This is a genomic window from Stenotrophomonas rhizophila, from assembly GCF_003651185.1.
Lineage (GTDB): Bacteria > Pseudomonadota > Gammaproteobacteria > Xanthomonadales > Xanthomonadaceae > Stenotrophomonas > Stenotrophomonas maltophilia_Z.
Map to the genome: position 1 here is coordinate 1,904,947 of NZ_RCDC01000004.1, position 18,472 is coordinate 1,923,418.

Here is an 18,472-nt window from a genome sequence, read left to right on the forward strand (position 1 = left end):
GTCTTACTCGACCTCCGGTGCCTGGTTGATCAAACCCCAGAACTTGCCCAGGGTCTGCACCGCGCCGAAGAACTGGTCCACGTCCACCGGCTTGACCACGTAGGCGTTCACGCCCATGTCCCAGCTGCGCGCCAGATCGCTTTCCTCGCGCGAGGATGACAGGATCACCACCGGCAGCCGCTTGAGCTCCTCGGTGTTGCGGATTTCCTTGAGCACTTCCAGGCCATCCATGCGCGGCATCTTGATATCCAGCAGCAGCACGGCCGGCAGGCCTTCGTCGCGGTTGGCGAAGGCACCACGGCGCAACAGGTAATCCATCGCTTCCACGCCGTCTTCGACGTGCACGATCGGGTTGGCCAGGCGAGCCTCCTTCAATGCGTCGATGGCCATCTCGGCGTCGGCGGGGCTGTCCTCGGCAAGGAGGATGGTACGGAGAGCGGTCATGCGGCGGAGCCCTTGTTGATTGCGTCGAGCGCGGGTGGAAGAACGAAGTGGAACGTGGCGCCCTGATCGACCACCGACTCGGCCCAGATGCGGCCCCCGTGGCGGGTCAGCACCCGGCGGACACTGGCCAGGCCGATGCCCGTGCCGGGGTAGTCACTGGCCTTGTGCAGCCGTTGGAACACCCCGAACAGCTTGCCGGCGTAAGCCATGTCGAAGCCGGCGCCGTTGTCGCGCACGGTGAACAGATGGCTGCCGTCCGGCTGCAGTTTGTAGTCGACCTCGATCCGGGCCGGCTCGCGGTTGGAAGAATACTTGATCGCGTTGCCGAGCAGATTCAGCCAGACCTGCCGCATCATGTTTTCATCGGAAACAATGATCGGCAGCGGCGCGATCTTCCAGTCGATATGGTGCGGCACCCCGCTGCTCTCCGACTCGCTCTGCTGGTTGGCATCGAGCATGGCGCGGGTGTCGGCCACCAGCGACTGCATGTCCACGGCCTGCAGCCGCATCGCCGCCCGGCCCAGGCGCGAATAGACCAGCAGGTCGTCGATCAACGCGGCCATGCGCTTGGCCGAATTGGAAATCACGCCCAGGTAATGCAGGGACTTTTCGTCCGCGCCCTCGCCCAGGTGACGGGTCAACTTGTCCGAGAAGCCGGCCACGTGACGCAGCGGCGCGCGCAGATCGTGCGAGACGGAGTAGCTGAATGCTTCCAGTTCGCGGTTGACCTCGGAGACCTGCTCGACCTTCCCTTCCAGCTGGCGGTTGAGCTCTTCCACCCGCAGCTGCACGGCGCGCTGGACGGTGACATCGCTGACCGTCATCAGCACCACTTCGTCATCCTTGTCCGGCAACGGCATGCGCCGCGCGTTGATCAGCATGATGCGGACCACGTCATCGGCGGTGCGCTGTTCGTGCTCGTAGTCCCACAGCTCGCGGCCGCGCAGCAGCACATCGGTCAGGCGCTGGCGGACCACCGCATCGGCCCAGGCACCGTCGCCGATGCTGTCCAGCGGCAGTCCTTCGGGCGAGGCCTCCTCGTCCAGCCCATACAGTTCGGCGAACGCGGGGTTGTGCATCTGTACCCGCAGGCTGCGGTCGAGCAGCACGATCGGCTCGCGCACGGTATGCAGCACCGAGGCCGCGCGCTCGGCCGCGCGCAGCGAGGCACGTTCGGCAGAGAGGCGGTGGCGGATCTGCCGCTGCAACAGCCACAGCACCAGGCCGAGCAACAGCAACTGCACCACCAGCGCCGACCAGGACACGAACTCACCCTGGCGCTGCTGTGCGGCAAACAGCGAGGAGCGCTGCTTGAGCAGCTGCTCCTCGGTGGCCTGCAGTTCTTCCACCAGGCTGCGGATCGGGTAGCGCGTGGTCAGGTCGGCCACCAGCTGGCGCTGATCGGCATCGGGCGAGGAACGGGCCAACTGTTTGGCCAGTTCCATCCGGCGCTCGAGCATGGACTGGATGCGACCGATCCGGACCAGCTGATCGGGATTGTCGCGGGTCAGCTCCGCCAACCGCGCCAGCCGCCCGGGAATGTCGTCGGCCTGGGCCAGCCGCTCACGCAGGCCGGGGGCATCGATGCCCTTGGACATCGTCAACGCCGCGGATTCGACATCGCGGACATCGGCCTGGAGCTGGTAGACCGCCACCCCGACATCCTGGGTATGGGTGACCCAGTTCATCGCATCGATGTTGTCATTGGCCAGCTTGCGCAGGGTGAGCCACGGCACCACGATGATGGCTACCGCCGCCAGGGCCAAGGCCGGCAGACGCCAGCGGTCCCAGATTTGATCACTGAACACCAGCGCCATAGTCCCTCGTCAGCTCGATGCCATCGACGACCCGGCCCAGGCGGCAGCGCCGGCCCGCGCAGCCCCATCGGCAATGGCGAAGCGTTGAATATACTCCACCCCTTTGTGAATACGGGGCAGGCGGCCTGCCAAAAAAAAAGCGCGCCCGAAGGCGCGCCCTGTTCAGCGATGTAGCGATGGGGCTCAGCGTGCGGCGGTCGCAGCCACCTTCAGGTTGGCAGCATCGACGCGCTTGACGCCCTTGATCTGCTGGGTCACGCGTACGGCCTTGTCATGCTCGGCCTGGCTGGCCACGGTACCGGTCAGGGTGACGACGCCATTGACGGTCTCCACCTTCACTTCAGTACCCGGGACGTTCTTGCTGGTCAGCAGGTCGGTCTTGACCTTGGTGGTGATCCAGCTGTCGGTGACCGGCTCGGCCGAATCGTGCTTGTCGGCATGGGTCATCGCGGCATGATCGGTGGTCTTCGGCGGATCCTTGGCCATGGCAGTCGAGGTGCCCAGCACCATGCCCAGGGCCAGCGAAGCAGCAAGCAGATTACGGGTCGTGTTGGTCATGTTCGAATTCCTTTGCGGATGTGCAGCCAGTGTCCGTGCACGGCCGTGGACGGGACGTGGGCGCCGCATAACGTTGCCGTGAACCACTCAGGTTGGCGCCCGATCGTTCAGATTTCCGCCGCGCGCGCGCAGCCGTTACGCTGTCCTGCCCCGTTATGTTGGAGCGCACCATGGCCGCCACACTTCAGGTCGCCTTGATCGGCTACGGGCTGGCGGGCAGCGTGTTCCATGCGCCGTTGATCCTGCATACGCCAGGGCTTGCACTGCACAGCATCGTCAGCTCGCAGCGGGATCGCCTGCTGCGCAGCTTCACCGATGTGCGCATCTGCAATGACCCGCAGGCGGTGTTCGATGACCCGGCGGTGGATGCGGTGGTGATCGCCACGCCCAACGATGCGCATGCCCCGCTGGCGCGCGCCGCACTGGCGGCCGGCAAACATGTGCTGGTGGACAAACCGTTCGCACTGTCCGTGGCGGAGGCCGAATCGGTGGTGCAGGCCGCGCACGACGCCGACCGGGTGGTGACGGTGTTCCAGAACCGCCGCCACGATGCCGACTTCCTCACGCTCAAGCAGGTGATCGACAACGGCAGGATCGGCCGCGTCGCCGAATGCCATTCCCACTTCGACCGCTTCCGCCCACAGGTGCGCGAACGCTGGCGCGAAAGCGATGCGCCCGGCAGCGGGCTGTGGATGGATCTGGGGCCGCACCTGCTGGACCAGATGCTGCAGCTGTTCGGCGGGCCCGGCGCGATCAGTGTGGACCTGATGGCGCAGCGCGAGCACGCGCTGGGCAACGACTACTTCCATGCGGTACTGCATTACCCCCGGCATCGCGCGATCCTGCATGCCGGCTCGCTGGTGGCCGCCTCCGGCCCGCGCTTCATCGTGCATGGCGATGCCGGCAGCTATCTGAAGGACGGGCTGGACGTGCAGGAAGATCAGCTGCGGCGCGGCATTGCCCCGGGCGCCCCGGGCTGGGGACTGGATCCGCAGCACGGTCACCTGGTGCGGATCGATGCCGACGGGCACACCCGGCGCAGCACCGTGGACAACGTGCCCGGCGATTACCGGGCGTTCTATGCGGCCTTCCGCGATGCGATGCTGGGCGTGGGCGAAGCGCCGGTCAGCACTGCGCAGGCGCTGCAGCTGATGCGCCTGCTGGAGGCGGGCGCAGAGAGTGCACGCAGCGGGCGGCGGGTGACCCTTTGAGTCGGCCACGCCAGCCCACGCAGATCTCCGCCATGCGTGGATGCGGGCCGGACGATGGGGTTCGGCCCGCATCGATGGGTCTTACGTGGTCTTGATCGCGTGACCGCCGAACTCGTTGCGCATCGCCGCCAGCAGGCGGTCGCTGAAGGAGTTCTTCTCGCGCGAGCGCAGGCGTTCGAGCAGTGACAGCGTGATCACCGGGGCCGGCACATCCAGATCAATCGCCTCGGCGACGGTCCAACGGCCTTCGCCGGAGTCTTCGACATACGGTGCGATGCCGTCCAGCTGCGGGTTGCGGCCCAGTGCGTCGGCACTGAGATCAAGCAGCCACGAACGCACCACGCTGCCGTGCTGCCAGGCCTTGGCCACCTGCGCCAGATCGAGGTTGAACTCGGTCTTGTGCTGCATCAACGCGAAGCCTTCCGCATAGGCCTGCATCATCCCGTACTCGATGCCGTTGTGGACCATCTTGCAGAAGTGCCCTGCCCCGCTTGGCCCCACATGCGCCCAGCCACGGTCCTCGCCCGGCGCCAGCGTGCGGAAGATCGCCCCGATCCGTTCGACCGCCGCCGTGTCACCGCCGATCATCAGGCTGTAGCCCTCCTGGAGGCCCCACACGCCACCGCTGGTGCCGCAGTCGATATAGGTCACCTCCTCGCCCTGCAGCTGTTCGCTGCGGCGCATGGAATCCTTGTAGTACGAGTTGCCGCCGTCGATCACCACATCGCCTTCGGACAGATGCGGCGAGAGTGACGCCAGGGTCTGGTCGACCACGCCGGCCGGCACCATCAGCCACACCACGCGCGGGACCGGCAGCGCGGCGAGCGTCTCGGCGATCGAGGCACTGACCTGGAACCCACGCGCGGCCGCCGCGCTGCGGGCGGCCTCACCCGGATCGACGCCGATCACGTGGTGGCCGCCCCGGTGCAGCCGCTCGGCCATGTTCGCGCCCATGCGGCCCAGCCCGATCATTGCAATATCCATGAATCACCTTTGCTCAGTTGTCGTGTTGTCTTGCAGGAACGCTGGCGGCGGGGCATCGCACTGGCGAAGGCGTGCGTCGATCCAGCGCCGATACAGCGTGGTATGCAGGTTGTGCAGCCCCAGTTCGATCGCGAACGGTGTACGCGGATTGCGATCGAGCAGGCGTGCGATGTGGTACCCGATAGGACGTATACCCCGAGGATGCACGTAAATCAGGAACCCCTGGTAGAACGGATCGTCCAGCAAGGCATCCAGTTCCTTCAGCAACGGTTGCTGCTCGGCCGGTACCTCGCGCCGCCAGATCGGATCGCGCTCGATCAGCAGCCGCTCGAACCGGCGCGGTCCCGGGCCCGGCATGCGCTGGGCCAGCGCCCAGATGCGCCGGTTGATCCGGTCGTAGTAGGCAAAGCCCTCGTGCTCGCGCAGCGCGCGTGCCGCCGCATCACTGACATCGACCACCACGAAGTTCTCGGCCTGGTTGTTGATGTCGTCCAGGTACTTCCGCTCGAACACGTGCTCGATGAAGCCGGGCGTGCCGACGAAGGCCTGCCGCCCGCGCAGGGCGGTCTTCTTCGCCTTGCCATCGGCCAGGAACTCCCCGGCATGCCGGCCGAGCAGGATGCTGTCGGTCTCGTGCAGGGTCAGGAAGGTGCCGATGGAGAGCTCATCGGCCGAGAACTCGCGATCGAACGCGGCATCGCCGTACAGCTCGCGCTGGGTCGCCAGTTGCGCGACCTGGCGGCCGACCCCGCACTCGGCCCGCACGCGGCCCTCGTAGAAGGTCTGCAGCGCCGCACTGTTGGCCCCGGCCGGCTGATAGCCGCGGCCGAAGCTGCGGAAGCGCTCCCAGCCCTTGGCCTGCGCGCCGCCGGCACCGAAGCCGATCCAGCCCAGCTGCAGCGCCGAGAAGCGGAAGCCGTCGTTGTCCTGCAGCGCGGTGGTGGCGCGGCGGGTAGCGGCGCCAAGCTGGAAGGCGTACGCACATACGGTGGCCGGGTCATCGAACAACGTGGGCAGCCAGGCCTGCCGCTGGTCCGCCGACCACTGCCGCGGCAGCTGCACACGCAGGTCGCCGGCGCTCTGGGCCTGGCGCAGATCGGCGCGTTCGCAGACCGGACCACCGTGCACCTTGGGGGCGTCGATGTCGGCTGCAGCGATCTGCCAGCCAAGCTCCTCCAGCACGCCCTGCGCACAGGACGACGCGCTCCACGCGCTGCCCGCCGGGATCAGCCCCAGCAGGAACGCAAGCGCATGGCGGCGCCAGCGCCGCGATCCTGTTGCCATGACCTGCCGCACCGCCGCCCGCTCAGCGCAGCGATGCCGGGGTATCGCTCACCACCGTGGCAGGCGTGGCCTCCACCGCCGCAGCCGGGGCTGTCGCGGGCGCCGCGGCCGGCGTGGGCTCGGGCACGGCCGCGGCCGGCAAGTACTGCTGCAGGCGCTCGAAGAAGCGGCGGTAGAAGGTGGCGTCCTGCACGGTGCTGCTGGCCACTTTCACCAGCGAGTCGTCATTGCTGCCGAACGGCAGCGACACCGAGCCCAGCGCGCCCACGCCGACGCTGGCCGAGGTCGGGCTCTTCTTGAGCGCGTAGCGATCCTGCACGGCACTGACGAATACCAGCGCCTGGTCGCCGCGCGGCGCACAGGAGATGCGCAGCACCAGTTGCTCGTGCTCTTCATCCTTGGGCTGGAAGTTCTTGTTGCCCTCCACTGCGTCATCGCCGGCGCGGGCGATCGCGTAGCCCTGGCTGAGCAGGGTACGGCGTGCGGCCTCGCAGGCCTGGGCAGGCGGGCCGGGCACGGTGCGCGAATAGGTATCGCCGGAGTCGAAGGACTCCCGGATCAGCGTGCTGTCAGCGGCGCGGCCGCCACAGGCGGTCAAAGCGGCGAGCCCCGCCAGCAGCGGGATCGAACGTACACGACGAAAGCGCATGGCCGCTCCTGCGGAAATCCAGCCTCCAAGGATAGACCTGCGCACGTTGGCAGGAGGTGGATACGCACAGGCCGCCCCGAAGGGCGGCCTGTGGAGTTGTCACCGGTTCAGCTGCGGCAGCCGTGGCGGTCAGTCCGCCCAGCGGCCCACACCGGTCGACTGCGGCAGCACCTGGGCCGACAGCGGGCGGTCGGCTTCCAGCAGGTTGACCGCATCGGCCAGGATCGCGGCCGACTCGCGCAGCAGCGGATCCGGACGCTTTTCGGCCGCCTTCTCACGGGCGGCATCCTTGACGATGTCGCGCTCGTTGCCGGTCAGACCGTCGTCATTGCTGTCATCGGCCAGCGGATCCAGATCCAGGCCCAGTTCCTTGCGGATGGCCTGGCGGTCGGTGCGCTGCTTGTCCTGCTTCTCACGCTCGGCGCGGCGCTCGGCCTCGTTGAGCGAGATGTACTTCTTGGCCTTCTCGGCGCGGAACTGCTCGACATCCTCGTTCCACCACTGGAATTCCTTGTCGGCAGCGATGCGCGTGTCGTGGCGGCTTTCCAGCTTGGGCAGCAGCGGGCCGAAGTTGCCGTACTGGGTGTGCGGCACGGCGGCGATGCGGGTCCACGGCAGCGCGTTGTCGTAGGTGCTTTCGCCGTACTCGCTGGCGTCCACGCTGGCCGGGAAGGCCAGATCGGGCACCACCCCCTTGTGCTGGGTGCTGCTGCCGCTGACGCGGAAGAACTGGGCGATGGTCAGTTTGACCTGGCCGAAGCGCTGGGTCTCGCCACTCGGCCAACGGTCGAGGTCGACGATGTTCTGCACGGTGCCCTTGCCGAAGGTGGTCTCACCGATCACCAGGCCGCGGCCGTAATCCTGGATGGCGCCGGCGAAGATTTCCGAGGCCGAGGCCGAGCCACGGTTGATCAGCACGGCCAGCGGGCCGTCCCACGCCACCACTTCGCTGCGGTCGCTGTTGACGGTGACGCGGCCACCGGACTCGCGCACCTGGACCACCGGGCCCTGTTCGATGAACAGACCGGTCAGTTCGATCGCTTCATCCAGCGAACCACCGCCGTTGTTGCGCAGGTCCAGCACCACGCCATCGAGTTTGTCGGCCTTGAAGCCGGCCAGCAGCTTGGCCACGTCACGGGTCGCAGAGGCGTAGTCGGCGGCGTTGCGGCGGCGGCCTTCGAAATCCTGGTAGAAGGTCGGCAGCTTGATCACGCCCACCTTGCGCTCGGGCTCCCCATCCTTGGCCGGGATGGTCAGGGTCTCGCCCTTGGCGGCCTGTTCGGCCAGGCGCACCTTCTGGCGGGTCAGCACCAGGGTGTGGTGCTTGCCGTCGACGCCCTCTTCGGCCGGAATGAATTCCAGGCGCACCTGGGTATCGCTCTTGCCGCGGATCTTGGCCACCACATCATCGATGCGCCAGCCGATCACGTCTTCCAGCGGACCGGACTTGCCCTGGCCCACGCCGACGATGCGGTCGCCCGGCTTGAGCGTGCCGTTGACGGCGGCCGGACCACCGGCGATGACCTCGCGGATCACCACCATGTCGTCCTGGCGCTGCAGCTGCGCGCCGATGCCTTCCAGCGACAGCGACATCGCCTGGTTGAAGTTCTCGGCGGTGCGCGGAGTGAAGTAATCGGTGTGCGGGTCCACCGCGCTGGTGTAGGCGTTGAGGAAGAACTGGAACACGTCCTCGCCCTTGAGCTCATTGACCGACTTTTCCAGCGTGGCGTAACGCTTGTCCAGCGTCTTGCGGATCTCGGCCGGCTGCTTGCCGGCCAGCTTCAGGCGGAGCCAATCGTTCTTGACCGACTTGCGCCACAGATCGTCCAGCTCGGCGCTGCTCGCGGCCCACGGCACGTCCTTGCGGTCGTACTCGAACTTCTCATCGGTGCTGAAATCGAAATCCGTCTTGAGCAGCTTGCGCGCATAGCCGACACGCTCACCTACGCGCTGCTTGTAGACCGCGAACACCTGGAACGCCGGCTCCAGCTCGCCGCCGCGGATGGCGGTGGCGATGTTGGCCTCGAACGGGGCGAAGCGGGTGATGTCGGCCTGGGTGAAGAACTGCTTGCTGCTGTCGAGCGACTCCAGGTAGCGCTTGAAGACGTCCTTGGAGGTCGCGGCATCGAGTGCACGCGGCCGGTAGGCGTATCGGCTGTCCGAAAGCAGTCCGTAGACCAGCTTGGAGGTGGTCACCTGGTCGGCCGTGGCCGCCGAGGGCAGCGCGGGCGAATCGGCGTAGGCGGCCAGTGCCATCGGCGCGGTGAGCGCCAGGGCCATCAGGAATGCGGGGGCTTTGAATTTCATGGACTAGCTCGTGGCACCTTGCCAAGGGAGAGACTGCGTGCATTACAGACACCACGACAGTGCCGAAAGTTGCCGCGTTTGTCACCGGGGCCTTCAGCCTACCGAGGCCGTTGGAGAAATTTGTGAATACCGGGCAGAACGGCGGGCAGGCACAGGCCTGCGGCCATCCGCGGTTCAGGGCCGCGGCCGGGGAAAGACGGGAGGGATTGGCAGAACGGGCCCCGAAGGGCCCGCTGGATCAACCGGCGACGCCGGCGTCGGCCGCCTGGCGGTCGGCGTGGTATGACGAGCGCACCATCGGCCCGGAGGCGACGTGGCTGAAGCCCAGCGCATTGCCGTACTCCTCCAGCGCCTTGTACTCCTCGGGGGTCCAGTAACGCAGCACCGGGTGGTGATGTGCGGTCGGCTGCAGGTACTGGCCGATCGTGATCATGTCCACGTCGTGCTCGCGCAGGTCGCGCAGCGTGGCCTGCACCTGCTCCAGGGTCTCGCCGAGGCCGAGCATGATGCCGGACTTGGTGGCGATCTCCGGGTGCTGGGCCTTGAACTTCTTGAGCAGGGTCAGGGACCACTGGTAGTCCGCGCCCGGGCGCACATTGCGGTACAGATCCGGCACGGTTTCGATGTTGTGGTTGAACACATCCGGCGGGTTGGTCGCCAGGATCTCCAGCGCGCGCTCCATGCGGCCCTTGCCGCGGAAGTCCGGGGTCAGCACTTCGATCTTGGTCTTGGGCGACTTGGCACGGATGGCACCGATGCAGTCGGCGAAGTGCTGGGCACCGCCGTCGCGCAGGTCATCGCGATCCACGCTGGTCACCACCACATACTTCAGGCCCATGTCGGCCACGGTCTGGGACAGGCTGGCCGGTTCATTGGCGTCCGGCGGCTTGGGCCGGCCGTGGGCGACGTCGCAGAACGAGCAACGGCGGGTGCAGACCTCACCGAGGATCATGAAGGTCGCGGTGCCGTGGCTGAAGCACTCGTGGATGTTGGGGCAGCTGGCTTCCTCGCAGACCGTGACCAGGCGGTTCTCACGCAGCTTGGCCTTGAGGTTCTGCACGGCGTTGCCGGAGGGAATCCGCACGCGGATCCACGACGGCTTGCGCAGCACCGGCACGTCGGCGAACTGCACCGGCGAGCGGCCGATCTTGTCACCGCCGATCTGTTTGACGCCCGTCTGCAACGGGGCGGCGGACGGCGTGTCGCCCTGCACAACCTGCAGGGGAATGAGGCGAGCGGTGGTTTCAGTCATGGCCTTGGTCGGCGGCGTTCACGCCGCGTCAGTCAAATCGGGTAGTTCAGCGGCCGGCTCGAGGTCCAGGCCGAACTGGCGGGCCAGATGGCCCAGCAGCACCGGCGTGACGGCCGCCATGCCGGACGGTCCCCCCAAGTCTACCACCGAGGTCACCTGCAGCCCTTGATAGCCACAGGGGTTGATCCGGCGGAACGGTTCCAGGTCCATGGCCACATTGAAGGACAGGCCATGGAAGGTGCAGCCGCGGCGGACGCGGATGCCGAGCGCGGCCACCTTGGCCCCGCCCACGTAGACCCCGGGCGCGCCCTCCAGGCGCTCGGCGCCGATGTTCCAGTCGCCCAGGGTGTCGATGATGGCCTGTTCGATGCGGCACACGTAGTCGCGCACGCCGATTCCCAGCCGCCGCAGCTGCAGCAGCGGATAGATCACCAGCTGGCCGGGGCCGTGGTAGGTCACCTGGCCGCCGCGGTCGACATGAAGAACCGGAATATCGCCGGGGGCGAGCACGTGCTCGTCCTTGCCGGCCTGGCCCAGGGTGAACACCGGGTCGTGCTCGACCACCCACAGTTCATCGCGGGTGGCATCGGTGCGGGCATCGGTGAAGCGCTGCATGGCGTGCCAGACCGGGGCGTAGGGCTGGCGGCCGAGGTCACGCACGATGGCCGGTTGCGGCGCCCGGTCGCCCGGGGCCGCGGCAGTGGCGCAGCTGGCTACAGCGTCCACTTCACTTCCGGGTGGTCGCGCAGCGCGTTGTGGGCGGCATCGTACTGTTCGCGGTTGTCGGCCTTGAACACCAGTCGCACGGACACGTACTTGCCGTTGGACGAGTGTTTCCAGCTGACCCGTTCGGTCAGTACTTCCAGCCCGGCGAGCTCGAGCAGGCGTGGCAGTTCGCGTTCCAGGTCGTTGCCGGCCGCGCCCATGGCGCTGAGTTCGAACTGGCCGGGGAACTGGAAGCCGTGGTCGGGGTTGTCAGACTTGATCTCCATGACCGGGATTATGGGGATGCCCGCGCCCGAACCCAAGCGTTGCTTGATCGTGCGCACAGCGGTACCGAACGGCACGTGAAAAGGCCTGTATCGCCACTGATACGCAGCAGTGCGTGCGCAGCGCTGTTCACGACATCACGCTCTGACTACGCTGTATCGGCTTAAGAAAGCATAAATCCCTGTCTGGTATCCCATGTCCCTGAAGCCCTTCGCGCTGCCGGCCGCCCTTGCCGGTCTCCTGGCCTTGGCCGCCCCTGCCGCCCATGCCGCGACTCAATGCGGGCCCGATGCGATGCGCGAGCATCCGCCCCAGGTCAACTTCCGCGTCGACAACGATCTGTTCGGCGGCAAGGACCAGGATCAGGGCTATACCAATGGCGCCCAGATCACCCTGGTCTCGCCAAATCTGGTCGATTACACCGACGATCCCTGCCTGCCGCGCCTGGCACGCTGGGTCAACAGCCATCTGGAGCGGCTGCACCCGGGCGAGTTCGAGCAGCAGAACATGATCTTCAGCCTGGCCCAGGGCATTTTCACCCCGACCGATTTCACCCGGAAGGACCTGATCGAGGACGATCGCCCGTATGCGGGCGTGCTGATCGCCAGCTTCGGGTACAACGCGCGCCGCGGCGACCGGCTGCAGACGACGCAGCTGGCGGTGGGCGTGGTGGGGCCGTGGGCGCTCGGCGAGGAGGTGCAGAACGCGGTGCACGAGCTGCTGGGCGACGAGAAGTTCCAGGGCTGGGACAACCAGCTGCACAACGAACCGGTGTTCATGCTGACGCATGAGCGGATGCGACGTTGGCCGGCCGATGCCAGCGAGAACCTGGGCGGCTGGGGCTGGGATGCGATCAGCCATTACGGCGGCGCGGTGGGCAACCTGGCCACGCACGTCAACGCCGGTGGCGAGGTGCGCTTCGGCTGGAAGCTGCCGGACGATTTCGGCAGTACCCCGCTGCGCCCCGCCGGTGAGAACACGGCGCCGACGCGCGGCGGCAAGCCGAGCGGGTGGTCGTGGCATCTGTTCGCCACGACCGATGCAGCGTGGGTGATCCGCGATATCACGCTGGACGGCAATACGTTCCGCAACAGCCACAGTGTCGACAAGCGGCATGTGGTCGGCCAGGCCGGGTACGGGCTGGCGGTGATGCGTGGGCGCTGGAAGTTCGCGCTGGCGCGCTACCACAGCACGCGCGAGTTCGATGGGCAGCGCGAGGCGCCGGTGTTCGGCAGCTTTACGATCAGCCGGTCGCTGTAACGCCAGAAATGAAAAGACCGGCTTTCGCCGGTCTTTTTTCTTAGTGCGGTCGAATCGGATTACTCCGATTCCCACCACATCCAGAAGCTGTCCCACAGGCGCTTGAAGAAGCCGGCTTCTTCCACGGCGGCCACGGCCACCAGCGGGGCCTGGGCGACGACCTGGTTGTCCAGCATCACCTTCAGGGTACCGACCTGCTGGCCGGCGGTGAACGGGGCTTCGAGGGTCTTGGGCACATCGATGCTCGGCTTGAGATCGTTGTAGCGGCCACGCGGGACGCTGACCAGCATCGGCTGGGCCACGCCCAGCTGCAGCGTGGCGGTCTTGCCCTTCCACACCTTGTGCTCGGCCACGACCTTGCCCGGCTCGTACATGCGGTGGGTTTCGAAGAAGCGGAAGCCCCAGTTGAGCAGCGCCAGGCTGTCATCGGCGCGCTGCTTTTCCGAGCCGCCACCGAGGACCACCGCCACGAGACGCTGGTCGCCGCGCTGAGCCGAGCTCATCAGGCAGTAGCCGGCTTCGGAGGTATGGCCGGTCTTGATGCCGTCCACGCTCTGGTCGCGCCACAGCAGCAGGTTGCGGTTGGGCTGGGTGATGTTGCCGACGGTGAATTCCTTCACCTTGTTGTAGGCGTAGGTTTCCGGGTAGTCACGCACCATCGCGCGACCCAGCAGCGCCAGGTCGTAGGCGGTGGTGTGGTGGCCCGGGGCGCTCAGGCCATGGGCGTTGACGAAGTGGGAATCCTTCATGCCGATCTTGGCGGCATAGCTGTTCATCAGCGAGGCGAAGGCCTCTTCGCTGCCGGCCACGTGTTCGGCCAAGGCGATCGCGGCATCGTTGCCGGACTGGATCGCCATGCCCTTTTCCATGTCTTCCAGGCGCGCGGTCTGGTTGACCGGGAAGCCGCTGTAGCTGCCGTCGGTGCCGGCGCCGCCCTCGCGCCAGGCGCGTTCGCTCATCATCACCTGGTCGTCGGTACGGACCTTGCCGTTCTTGACCTCGGCGGCCACGACATACGAGGTCATCACCTTGGTGATGCTGGCCGGGGCCAGTTGTTCGTGCACGTTTTCACCGGCCAGGACCTGCCCGGTGGCGTAATCCATCAGGATCCAGGCCTTGGAGACGCTGGGCTTCGGAGCCGGCGGCGTGGCCACGGTGGCCGGTGCGGCGGCGGCGGGAGCAGGCGCCGGTGCCGGGGTCGGGGTCGGCAAGGGGGTCTGGGCGGAAACCATGCCCACGAACAGGGTCGTGGCCATGGCAGCGGCGGCAAAGCGGAATTTCATCGGACAGCAAGCTCCTGGAGGGGCGCCAAGGGGTGGATGAGGGATAACGGGCATTGTAGGCCCAAGGAGCGGCGGCACGCGCTGGCGTGCCGCGGGCAGCGGAAGGCTCAGTCCTTCACGATCTGCGGCGCCCCGAAGCCCAGACCGGCAATCCGGCCGGCAAGTTCCGAGGCACTGGCGTGGTCGGGGGCCGGCACGCGCAGGCGCCACAGGGTGCGCCCGCCACTGACGATGTCACTGATGCTGGCCCCGGCGATACCCGCCGAGGACAACTGGCCAAGCGCGCGGGTGGCGTTGTCGCGGCTGGCGAAGCTGGCGACCTGCAGCAGCACGCTGCCGAGCACCTGCTGGGAGAGCGTCGCACTGGGCGCCGGTGCCGGGCGCGCTGCAGGTGCGGCGGCGGGCAAGGCGGCCACCGCGACCGGGGCGCTGTTGACGCTGGCGGCCTGGGTGGTGGCAGGCTTGCCGGTCGCCACGCGCACGCCGTTGTCGCGCATCCAGTGATCGAAGTTGTCGGCGTTGCCCGGCTTGGCCGAGTCGGCCACGCGGTAGCGGTACTGCTCGCCGGCCGGCTTGGCGGCGGCGGCGGGCGTGGCCGTGGCGGCCGGCAGCTTGCCGACCAGGGCATCCATATCGCTGGCGCGGCGTGCCGCGGCAGCGCTGGCCGTGGTGGCGGCTGCCGCAGCGGCGGCGACCTCGCGGCGCTCGCGGCGGCTGGGCTTGTCGGCCAGCAGGTTGTCATCCCCCGGGGCCAGCGCGCGTACTTCAACGTTGCCGGTGCCACGCTGGGTGATGCCCAGGCGCACGGCGGCGGCATAACTGAGGTCGACGACGCGGCCATCGTGGAACGGGCCGCGATCGTTGACCCGCACGATCACCGATTCGCCGTTGTCCAGGTTGGTGACCCGGGCGAAGCTCGGCAGCGGCAGCGTCTTGTGCGCGGCGGTGAAGGCATACATGTCGTACACCTCGCGGTTGGAGGTCAGGCGGCCGTGGAACTTGGCGCCGTAATACGAGGCGGTGCCCTTCTCGGCATAGCCGCGGGTCTTGTCCATCACCTGGTATTGCTTGCCCAGCACCACATACGGCGATTTGTTGCCGATCGGCGAGCGCGGCAGATCGACCACGTCCGGCTCGGGGATGCAGGCCACGTTCGGGATGTAGGTGGGGGTGCTGTCATTCACGCCGGGCTTGTACAGGCCGCCGGCGCGGTAGTCACCGCGCGTGCTCGGATCTTCCGCGGCCGCCTTGTAGGGCGACCCGTCAGGACAATGCGCCGGGCGTCCGCCCTTGCCCTGCACCACCGCGCCGGACGGTTTGCTGCTGCTGGCGGTGCTGCCACCCGGTTTCTTCGGCGCACTGCTGCAGGCGGCCAGTGCCAGTATCAACAGACCCGGGATCAGCCATCTGGAGCGTGCGATCGTGTTCATGCCGGCGGCAACTCCTGTCCGGCGATGGCCTGGGACAACTGGTACACGGCCATCGCGTACATTTTCGAGAGGTTGTAGCGGGTAATGGCGTAGTAATTCTGGAAGCCCAGCCAGTACTGCTTGCCGGTGCTGCCTTCCAGCGTGATCGGGGTCGCGGTCAAGCCGGCCGCGACCGGGACGCTGGGCTGGTAACCGCGCTGGGCCAACTGGGACAAGGTCCAGGTCGGCGCCCATTCGGTCGGATTGAATTCTTCACGACCGGCCTGCAGCCTGGCCGGCACGGCAACCGGGCCACCGCGCACCCAACCGCCCTTCTTGACGAAGTAATTGGCGATCGAGGAGAAGACGTCGTCGTAGCTGTTGAACAGATCGCGACGGCCATCGCCGTTGCCATCCACCGCATAGTCCAGATAGCTGGACGGCATGAACTGGCCCATGCCCATCGCGCCGGCGTAGCTGCCCTTGATCGCAGTGATGTCGAGCTTCTCGTCGCGGGTCAGCGCGAACAGGCGCGCCAACTCGTCGCGGAAGAACAGCTCACGGCGCACTTCGCGCTCCAGCTTGGCCGGATCGCCGCTGCGCGGGTACTTGAAGGCCAGCGTGTACAGCGCATCGAGCACACGGTAATTACCGGTATTGCCGCCGTAGCTGGTTTCCACGCCGATGATCGCCACGATCACTTCGGCCGGCACGCCGGTGCGCTGCTGCACGCGCATCAGCTCTTCGCGGTGCTGGGCGAGGAATTTCTTTCCCCCCTCGATCCGCGCCTGGCTGATGAACATCGGCCGGTATTCGTTCCACGGTTTGACCCGCTCGGCCGGGCGCGACATCGCGGCGATGATCGGATCACGGATCTGCGCCTGGGCCAGGGTTGCCTGGATCTGCGCGGCGGGAATCCCGTAGCGGGCGGCGGTGTCACGCACGAAGTTGGCGCGGGCCACCTCGAAGGACACTGGGGTCAGATCGACCGGGGCAGCATTGGCACCGGCGGCTTCGGGGGCGGCTTCGGCGGGCCCCTTGTTGCCGGCGGCCGGCGTAACCGGGACACCCGAGGCCTGCGGCGTCGGTGAAGGAGTCTGCGGCTGGGTCGCACAAGCGACCAAACCGAGCGTGAGCATGCAGGCCAGGGAGCGTCGAATCATCGCGGCAGGTTAGCAGGTCATGGATGAATTAAAACCCCTAAGGCCATGAATCTCAACGGATTGCCTGAGTTTCTTTGCGACCGTTAAGCCCGCGTGTAGAGAGGCCCTGCCTCCCCTGCCCATTCATAGTCTGACGAAGGTGCCGTCGCCGTCTCGAACGCGCGGCGATGCGGCAAGGCGCATGGCTGGCTCACCGCAGCCGCCCGGCGAAGGGCCATCGAGCAACGCACGTCTCACTTTTGAGAAAGACGCAGAACGCACAAGAGGTCCGCCGGTTGCGTCCCCATCCCCGCAGACGCAACCGGCCAAACCGGACCCGATCGGCAGCGGCGCGGCGCGCATCTCCCCAGCGCGTGCCTCGCCCCTCTGCCTGTTGGGTCAACTACTCCCCGCCAGACTCCCCCTCCGCGATGCTTGGCTCAGCGCGTCGTTGTTGGCGGGCCGCCATTGTGCAGGCCGTTTACGACAAGTCCATTGATCGAGATCAAGTCACTTCATATCTGTGCGCCACTTCTCACTTTTATCTCCGCGCGTTGACAACGTTTGCACCTGAAACCGTTTTCGTGTGCTTGGGGTGCGCAATCGCGGCCGCACCGGCAACTCACGTCGCGTGCACCGGCTGATGCTGGCGCGCCGCCATCACCAGCCCGAAGCTGGCCAGCAGTGAGACCGCCGAGGTGCCGCCATAACTGATCAGCGGCATCGGCACGCCGACCACCGGCAACAGGCCGGAGATCATGCCGCCGTTGACCAGTACATAGACGAAGAACACCAGGCCGGTGGTGCCCACCAGCAGGCGCGAGTAACCACAACGCGACTGGCTGGCGATCCACAGGCAGCGCGCAGTGACGAACAGGAACAGGCTGAGCACCACCGCCACGCCGACCCAGCCGAACTCCTCGGCCAGCACCGAGAAGGCGAAATCCGTGGTGTATTCGGGCAGGAAATCCAGCGTGGCCTGGGTGCCCTGCCCCCAGCCTTTGCCATGCAGGCCGCCCGAGCCGATCGCGATCTTGGACTGGATGATGTTCCAGCCGGTGCCCAGCGGATCGTTCTCCGGATACAGGAAGGTCAGCACGCGATCCTTCTGGTATTGCCGCAGCAGGCCGAACCAGGCCAGCGGCGCGGCCACCGACAACCCCCCCAGCGCGACGGCCATCCACCACCAGCGCAGGCCGGCCAGCAACAGCGCGAATACCCCGCTGGCGGTCACCAGCGTGGCGGTGCCCAGGTTGGGCTGCAGCAGGATCAGCACCGCCGGGCCGCCGATCAGCAACGCGGCGGTCAGCACCGCGCGCGGCCGTGGTGGCAACGGCTGCTTGTGCAGGTACCAGGCCATCATCATCGGCAGGCTGAGCTTGAGCAGCTCGGAAGGTTGCAGGTAGAACACGCCCAGGTTCAACCAGCGCTGGCCGTACTTGCCGGTGCCGACCACATACACGGCCAGCAGTGGCAGCAAGGACAAGGTGTAGATCCAGGGCGACCACGCGCGCAGCGTCACCACCGGCAGCCGCGACAGTCCCCACAGCGCGGCAAGCCCGGCGCCGTAGCGCATCGCCTGCGCATGCACGGGCCCGTCCACGCTGTGCAGGACGGCCAGGCCGGCCACCATCAGCAGGCACAGCGCGCCCACCAGGGGCAGATCCAGGGTTTGGAAAAAGAAATGGAACACGGCGCGTGCGCGCTGCAGTAGTTCGACCATGCGGACGACTCCTGTGGATGACGCGACGCACAGCAGGAGGCGACACGGCGAACAGAAAGCGGACCCGCTAGGCGGGCCGGCGCGAGCGCAGGACCGTAACACGCGCGGGCGACGCAATCCTTAGCCGATACGTACCGCCGGGCCACGGCGCACGCATCG

16 protein-coding genes are annotated in these 18,472 nt (G+C 67.1%); 2 read left to right on the top strand and 14 right to left on the bottom strand.

Annotated elements, in window-relative coordinates; translation table 11 throughout:
* Nucleotides 1–3: 3 nt before the first annotated feature.
* The 3 genes from BCL79_RS08425 to BCL79_RS08435 all read right to left on the bottom strand — a co-directional run bounded on the left by BCL79_RS08425 (nt 4) and on the right by BCL79_RS08435 (nt 2,819).
* Nucleotides 4–444 (bottom strand): response regulator, encoded by a 441-nt coding sequence (locus tag BCL79_RS08425; protein ID WP_121039864.1) that lies wholly within the window; start codon nt 442–444, stop codon nt 4–6.
* Nucleotides 441–2,261 (bottom strand): sensor histidine kinase, encoded by a 1,821-nt coding sequence (locus BCL79_RS08430; protein WP_121039867.1) that lies wholly within the window; start codon nt 2,259–2,261, stop codon nt 441–443. The genes BCL79_RS08425 and BCL79_RS08430 overlap by 4 nt, the downstream gene beginning before the upstream one ends.
* A gap of 183 nt (nt 2,262–2,444) precedes the next feature.
* Nucleotides 2,445–2,819 (bottom strand): BON domain-containing protein, encoded by a 375-nt coding sequence (locus BCL79_RS08435; RefSeq protein WP_121039870.1) that lies wholly within the window; start codon nt 2,817–2,819, stop codon nt 2,445–2,447.
* A 170-nt stretch (nt 2,820–2,989) separates the two neighbouring features.
* On the opposite strand from BCL79_RS08435, the gene BCL79_RS08440 reads away from it, so the two are divergent.
* Entirely contained in the window at nt 2,990–4,030 is a 1,041-nt protein-coding gene (locus BCL79_RS08440) for an oxidoreductase (protein WP_121041241.1), read from the top strand.
* Nucleotides 4,031–4,111: 81 nt separating this feature from the next.
* Here BCL79_RS08440 and gnd read toward each other — a convergent pair whose 3' ends face one another.
* From gnd to BCL79_RS08475, 7 genes are all read right to left on the bottom strand, one after another.
* A complete protein-coding gene (gene gnd / locus BCL79_RS08445; RefSeq protein ID WP_121039873.1) occupies nt 4,112–5,014 on the bottom strand; it encodes a phosphogluconate dehydrogenase (NAD(+)-dependent, decarboxylating) in 903 nt (300 codons plus the stop codon).
* A gap of 3 nt (nt 5,015–5,017) precedes the next feature.
* Nucleotides 5,018–6,298, bottom strand: a complete 1,281-nt coding sequence (locus tag BCL79_RS08450) for a hypothetical protein (protein ID WP_121039876.1) — start codon at nt 6,296–6,298, stop codon at nt 5,018–5,020.
* A 22-nt stretch (nt 6,299–6,320) separates the two neighbouring features.
* Nucleotides 6,321–6,947: a DUF2242 domain-containing protein gene (locus tag BCL79_RS08455; protein WP_121039879.1), complete on the bottom strand. Its 627-nt coding sequence runs from the start codon at nt 6,945–6,947 to the stop codon at nt 6,321–6,323.
* A gap of 129 nt (nt 6,948–7,076) precedes the next feature.
* A complete protein-coding gene (locus tag BCL79_RS08460) occupies nt 7,077–9,254 on the bottom strand; it encodes a carboxy terminal-processing peptidase (RefSeq protein WP_121039882.1) in 2,178 nt (725 codons plus the stop codon).
* A 238-nt stretch (nt 9,255–9,492) separates the two neighbouring features.
* Nucleotides 9,493–10,506 carry a lipoyl synthase gene (gene lipA / locus BCL79_RS08465; protein WP_121039885.1) on the bottom strand — a complete coding sequence of 338 codons (1,014 nt, stop codon included), beginning with the start codon at nt 10,504–10,506 and terminating at the stop codon, nt 9,493–9,495.
* Between the two features lie 18 nt (nt 10,507–10,524).
* Nucleotides 10,525–11,232 carry a lipoyl(octanoyl) transferase LipB gene (gene lipB, locus BCL79_RS08470; protein ID WP_121039888.1) on the bottom strand — a complete coding sequence of 236 codons (708 nt, stop codon included), beginning with the start codon at nt 11,230–11,232 and terminating at the stop codon, nt 10,525–10,527.
* On the bottom strand, nt 11,220–11,498 hold the full coding sequence (locus tag BCL79_RS08475; RefSeq protein WP_121041243.1) for a DUF493 family protein: 279 nt from the start codon (nt 11,496–11,498) through the stop codon (nt 11,220–11,222). The genes lipB and BCL79_RS08475 overlap by 13 nt, the downstream gene beginning before the upstream one ends.
* 193 nt (nt 11,499–11,691) lie before the next feature.
* On the opposite strand from BCL79_RS08475, the gene BCL79_RS08480 reads away from it, so the two are divergent.
* On the top strand, nt 11,692–12,756 hold the full coding sequence (locus BCL79_RS08480) for a lipid A deacylase LpxR family protein (RefSeq protein ID WP_121039891.1): 1,065 nt from the start codon (nt 11,692–11,694) through the stop codon (nt 12,754–12,756).
* A gap of 59 nt (nt 12,757–12,815) precedes the next feature.
* On the opposite strand, the gene BCL79_RS08485 is transcribed toward BCL79_RS08480, so the two are convergent.
* The 4 genes from BCL79_RS08485 to rodA form a co-directional block, all read right to left on the bottom strand.
* Nucleotides 12,816–14,039: a D-alanyl-D-alanine carboxypeptidase family protein gene (locus BCL79_RS08485; RefSeq protein ID WP_121039894.1), complete on the bottom strand. Its 1,224-nt coding sequence runs from the start codon at nt 14,037–14,039 to the stop codon at nt 12,816–12,818.
* Between the two features lie 107 nt (nt 14,040–14,146).
* Nucleotides 14,147–15,469 (bottom strand): septal ring lytic transglycosylase RlpA family protein, encoded by a 1,323-nt coding sequence (locus BCL79_RS08490; protein WP_121039898.1) that lies wholly within the window; start codon nt 15,467–15,469, stop codon nt 14,147–14,149.
* The gene (gene mltB, locus BCL79_RS08495) at nt 15,466–16,611 is read right to left on the bottom strand and encodes a lytic murein transglycosylase B (RefSeq protein ID WP_121039901.1); all 1,146 of its coding nucleotides are present in this window, start codon (nt 16,609–16,611) and stop codon (nt 15,466–15,468) included. Before mltB ends, BCL79_RS08490 begins: the two co-directional genes overlap by 4 nt.
* A 601-nt stretch (nt 16,612–17,212) precedes the next feature.
* On the bottom strand, nt 17,213–18,313 hold the full coding sequence (rodA, locus tag BCL79_RS08500) for a rod shape-determining protein RodA (RefSeq protein ID WP_121039903.1): 1,101 nt from the start codon (nt 18,311–18,313) through the stop codon (nt 17,213–17,215).
* Nucleotides 18,314–18,472 lie beyond the last annotated feature (159 nt).

What these genes read in the sequence shown, in the direction of transcription:
- BCL79_RS08460 (WP_121039882.1), bottom strand. Translation starts at nt 9,254, where the DNA reads ATGAAATTCAAAGCCCCCGCATTCCTGATGGCCCTGGCGCTCACCGCG.
- BCL79_RS08455 (WP_121039879.1), bottom strand. Translation starts at nt 6,947, where the DNA reads ATGCGCTTTCGTCGTGTACGTTCGATCCCGCTGCTGGCGGGGCTCGCC.
- rodA (WP_121039903.1), bottom strand. Translation starts at nt 18,313, where the DNA reads ATGGTCGAACTACTGCAGCGCGCACGCGCCGTGTTCCATTTCTTTTTC.
- BCL79_RS08440 (WP_121041241.1), top strand. Translation starts at nt 2,990, where the DNA reads ATGGCCGCCACACTTCAGGTCGCCTTGATCGGCTACGGGCTGGCGGGC.
- mltB (WP_121039901.1), bottom strand. Translation starts at nt 16,611, where the DNA reads ATGATTCGACGCTCCCTGGCCTGCATGCTCACGCTCGGTTTGGTCGCT.
- BCL79_RS08430 (WP_121039867.1), bottom strand. Translation starts at nt 2,261, where the DNA reads ATGGCGCTGGTGTTCAGTGATCAAATCTGGGACCGCTGGCGTCTGCCG.
- BCL79_RS08450 (WP_121039876.1), bottom strand. Translation starts at nt 6,298, where the DNA reads ATGGCAACAGGATCGCGGCGCTGGCGCCGCCATGCGCTTGCGTTCCTG.
- BCL79_RS08475 (WP_121041243.1), bottom strand. Translation starts at nt 11,498, where the DNA reads ATGGAGATCAAGTCTGACAACCCCGACCACGGCTTCCAGTTCCCCGGC.
- BCL79_RS08485 (WP_121039894.1), bottom strand. Translation starts at nt 14,039, where the DNA reads ATGAAATTCCGCTTTGCCGCCGCTGCCATGGCCACGACCCTGTTCGTG.
- BCL79_RS08490 (WP_121039898.1), bottom strand. Translation starts at nt 15,469, where the DNA reads ATGAACACGATCGCACGCTCCAGATGGCTGATCCCGGGTCTGTTGATA.
- gnd (WP_121039873.1), bottom strand. Translation starts at nt 5,014, where the DNA reads ATGGATATTGCAATGATCGGGCTGGGCCGCATGGGCGCGAACATGGCC.
- BCL79_RS08425 (WP_121039864.1), bottom strand. Translation starts at nt 444, where the DNA reads ATGACCGCTCTCCGTACCATCCTCCTTGCCGAGGACAGCCCCGCCGAC.
- BCL79_RS08435 (WP_121039870.1), bottom strand. Translation starts at nt 2,819, where the DNA reads ATGACCAACACGACCCGTAATCTGCTTGCTGCTTCGCTGGCCCTGGGC.
- BCL79_RS08480 (WP_121039891.1), top strand. Translation starts at nt 11,692, where the DNA reads ATGTCCCTGAAGCCCTTCGCGCTGCCGGCCGCCCTTGCCGGTCTCCTG.
- lipA (WP_121039885.1), bottom strand. Translation starts at nt 10,506, where the DNA reads ATGACTGAAACCACCGCTCGCCTCATTCCCCTGCAGGTTGTGCAGGGC.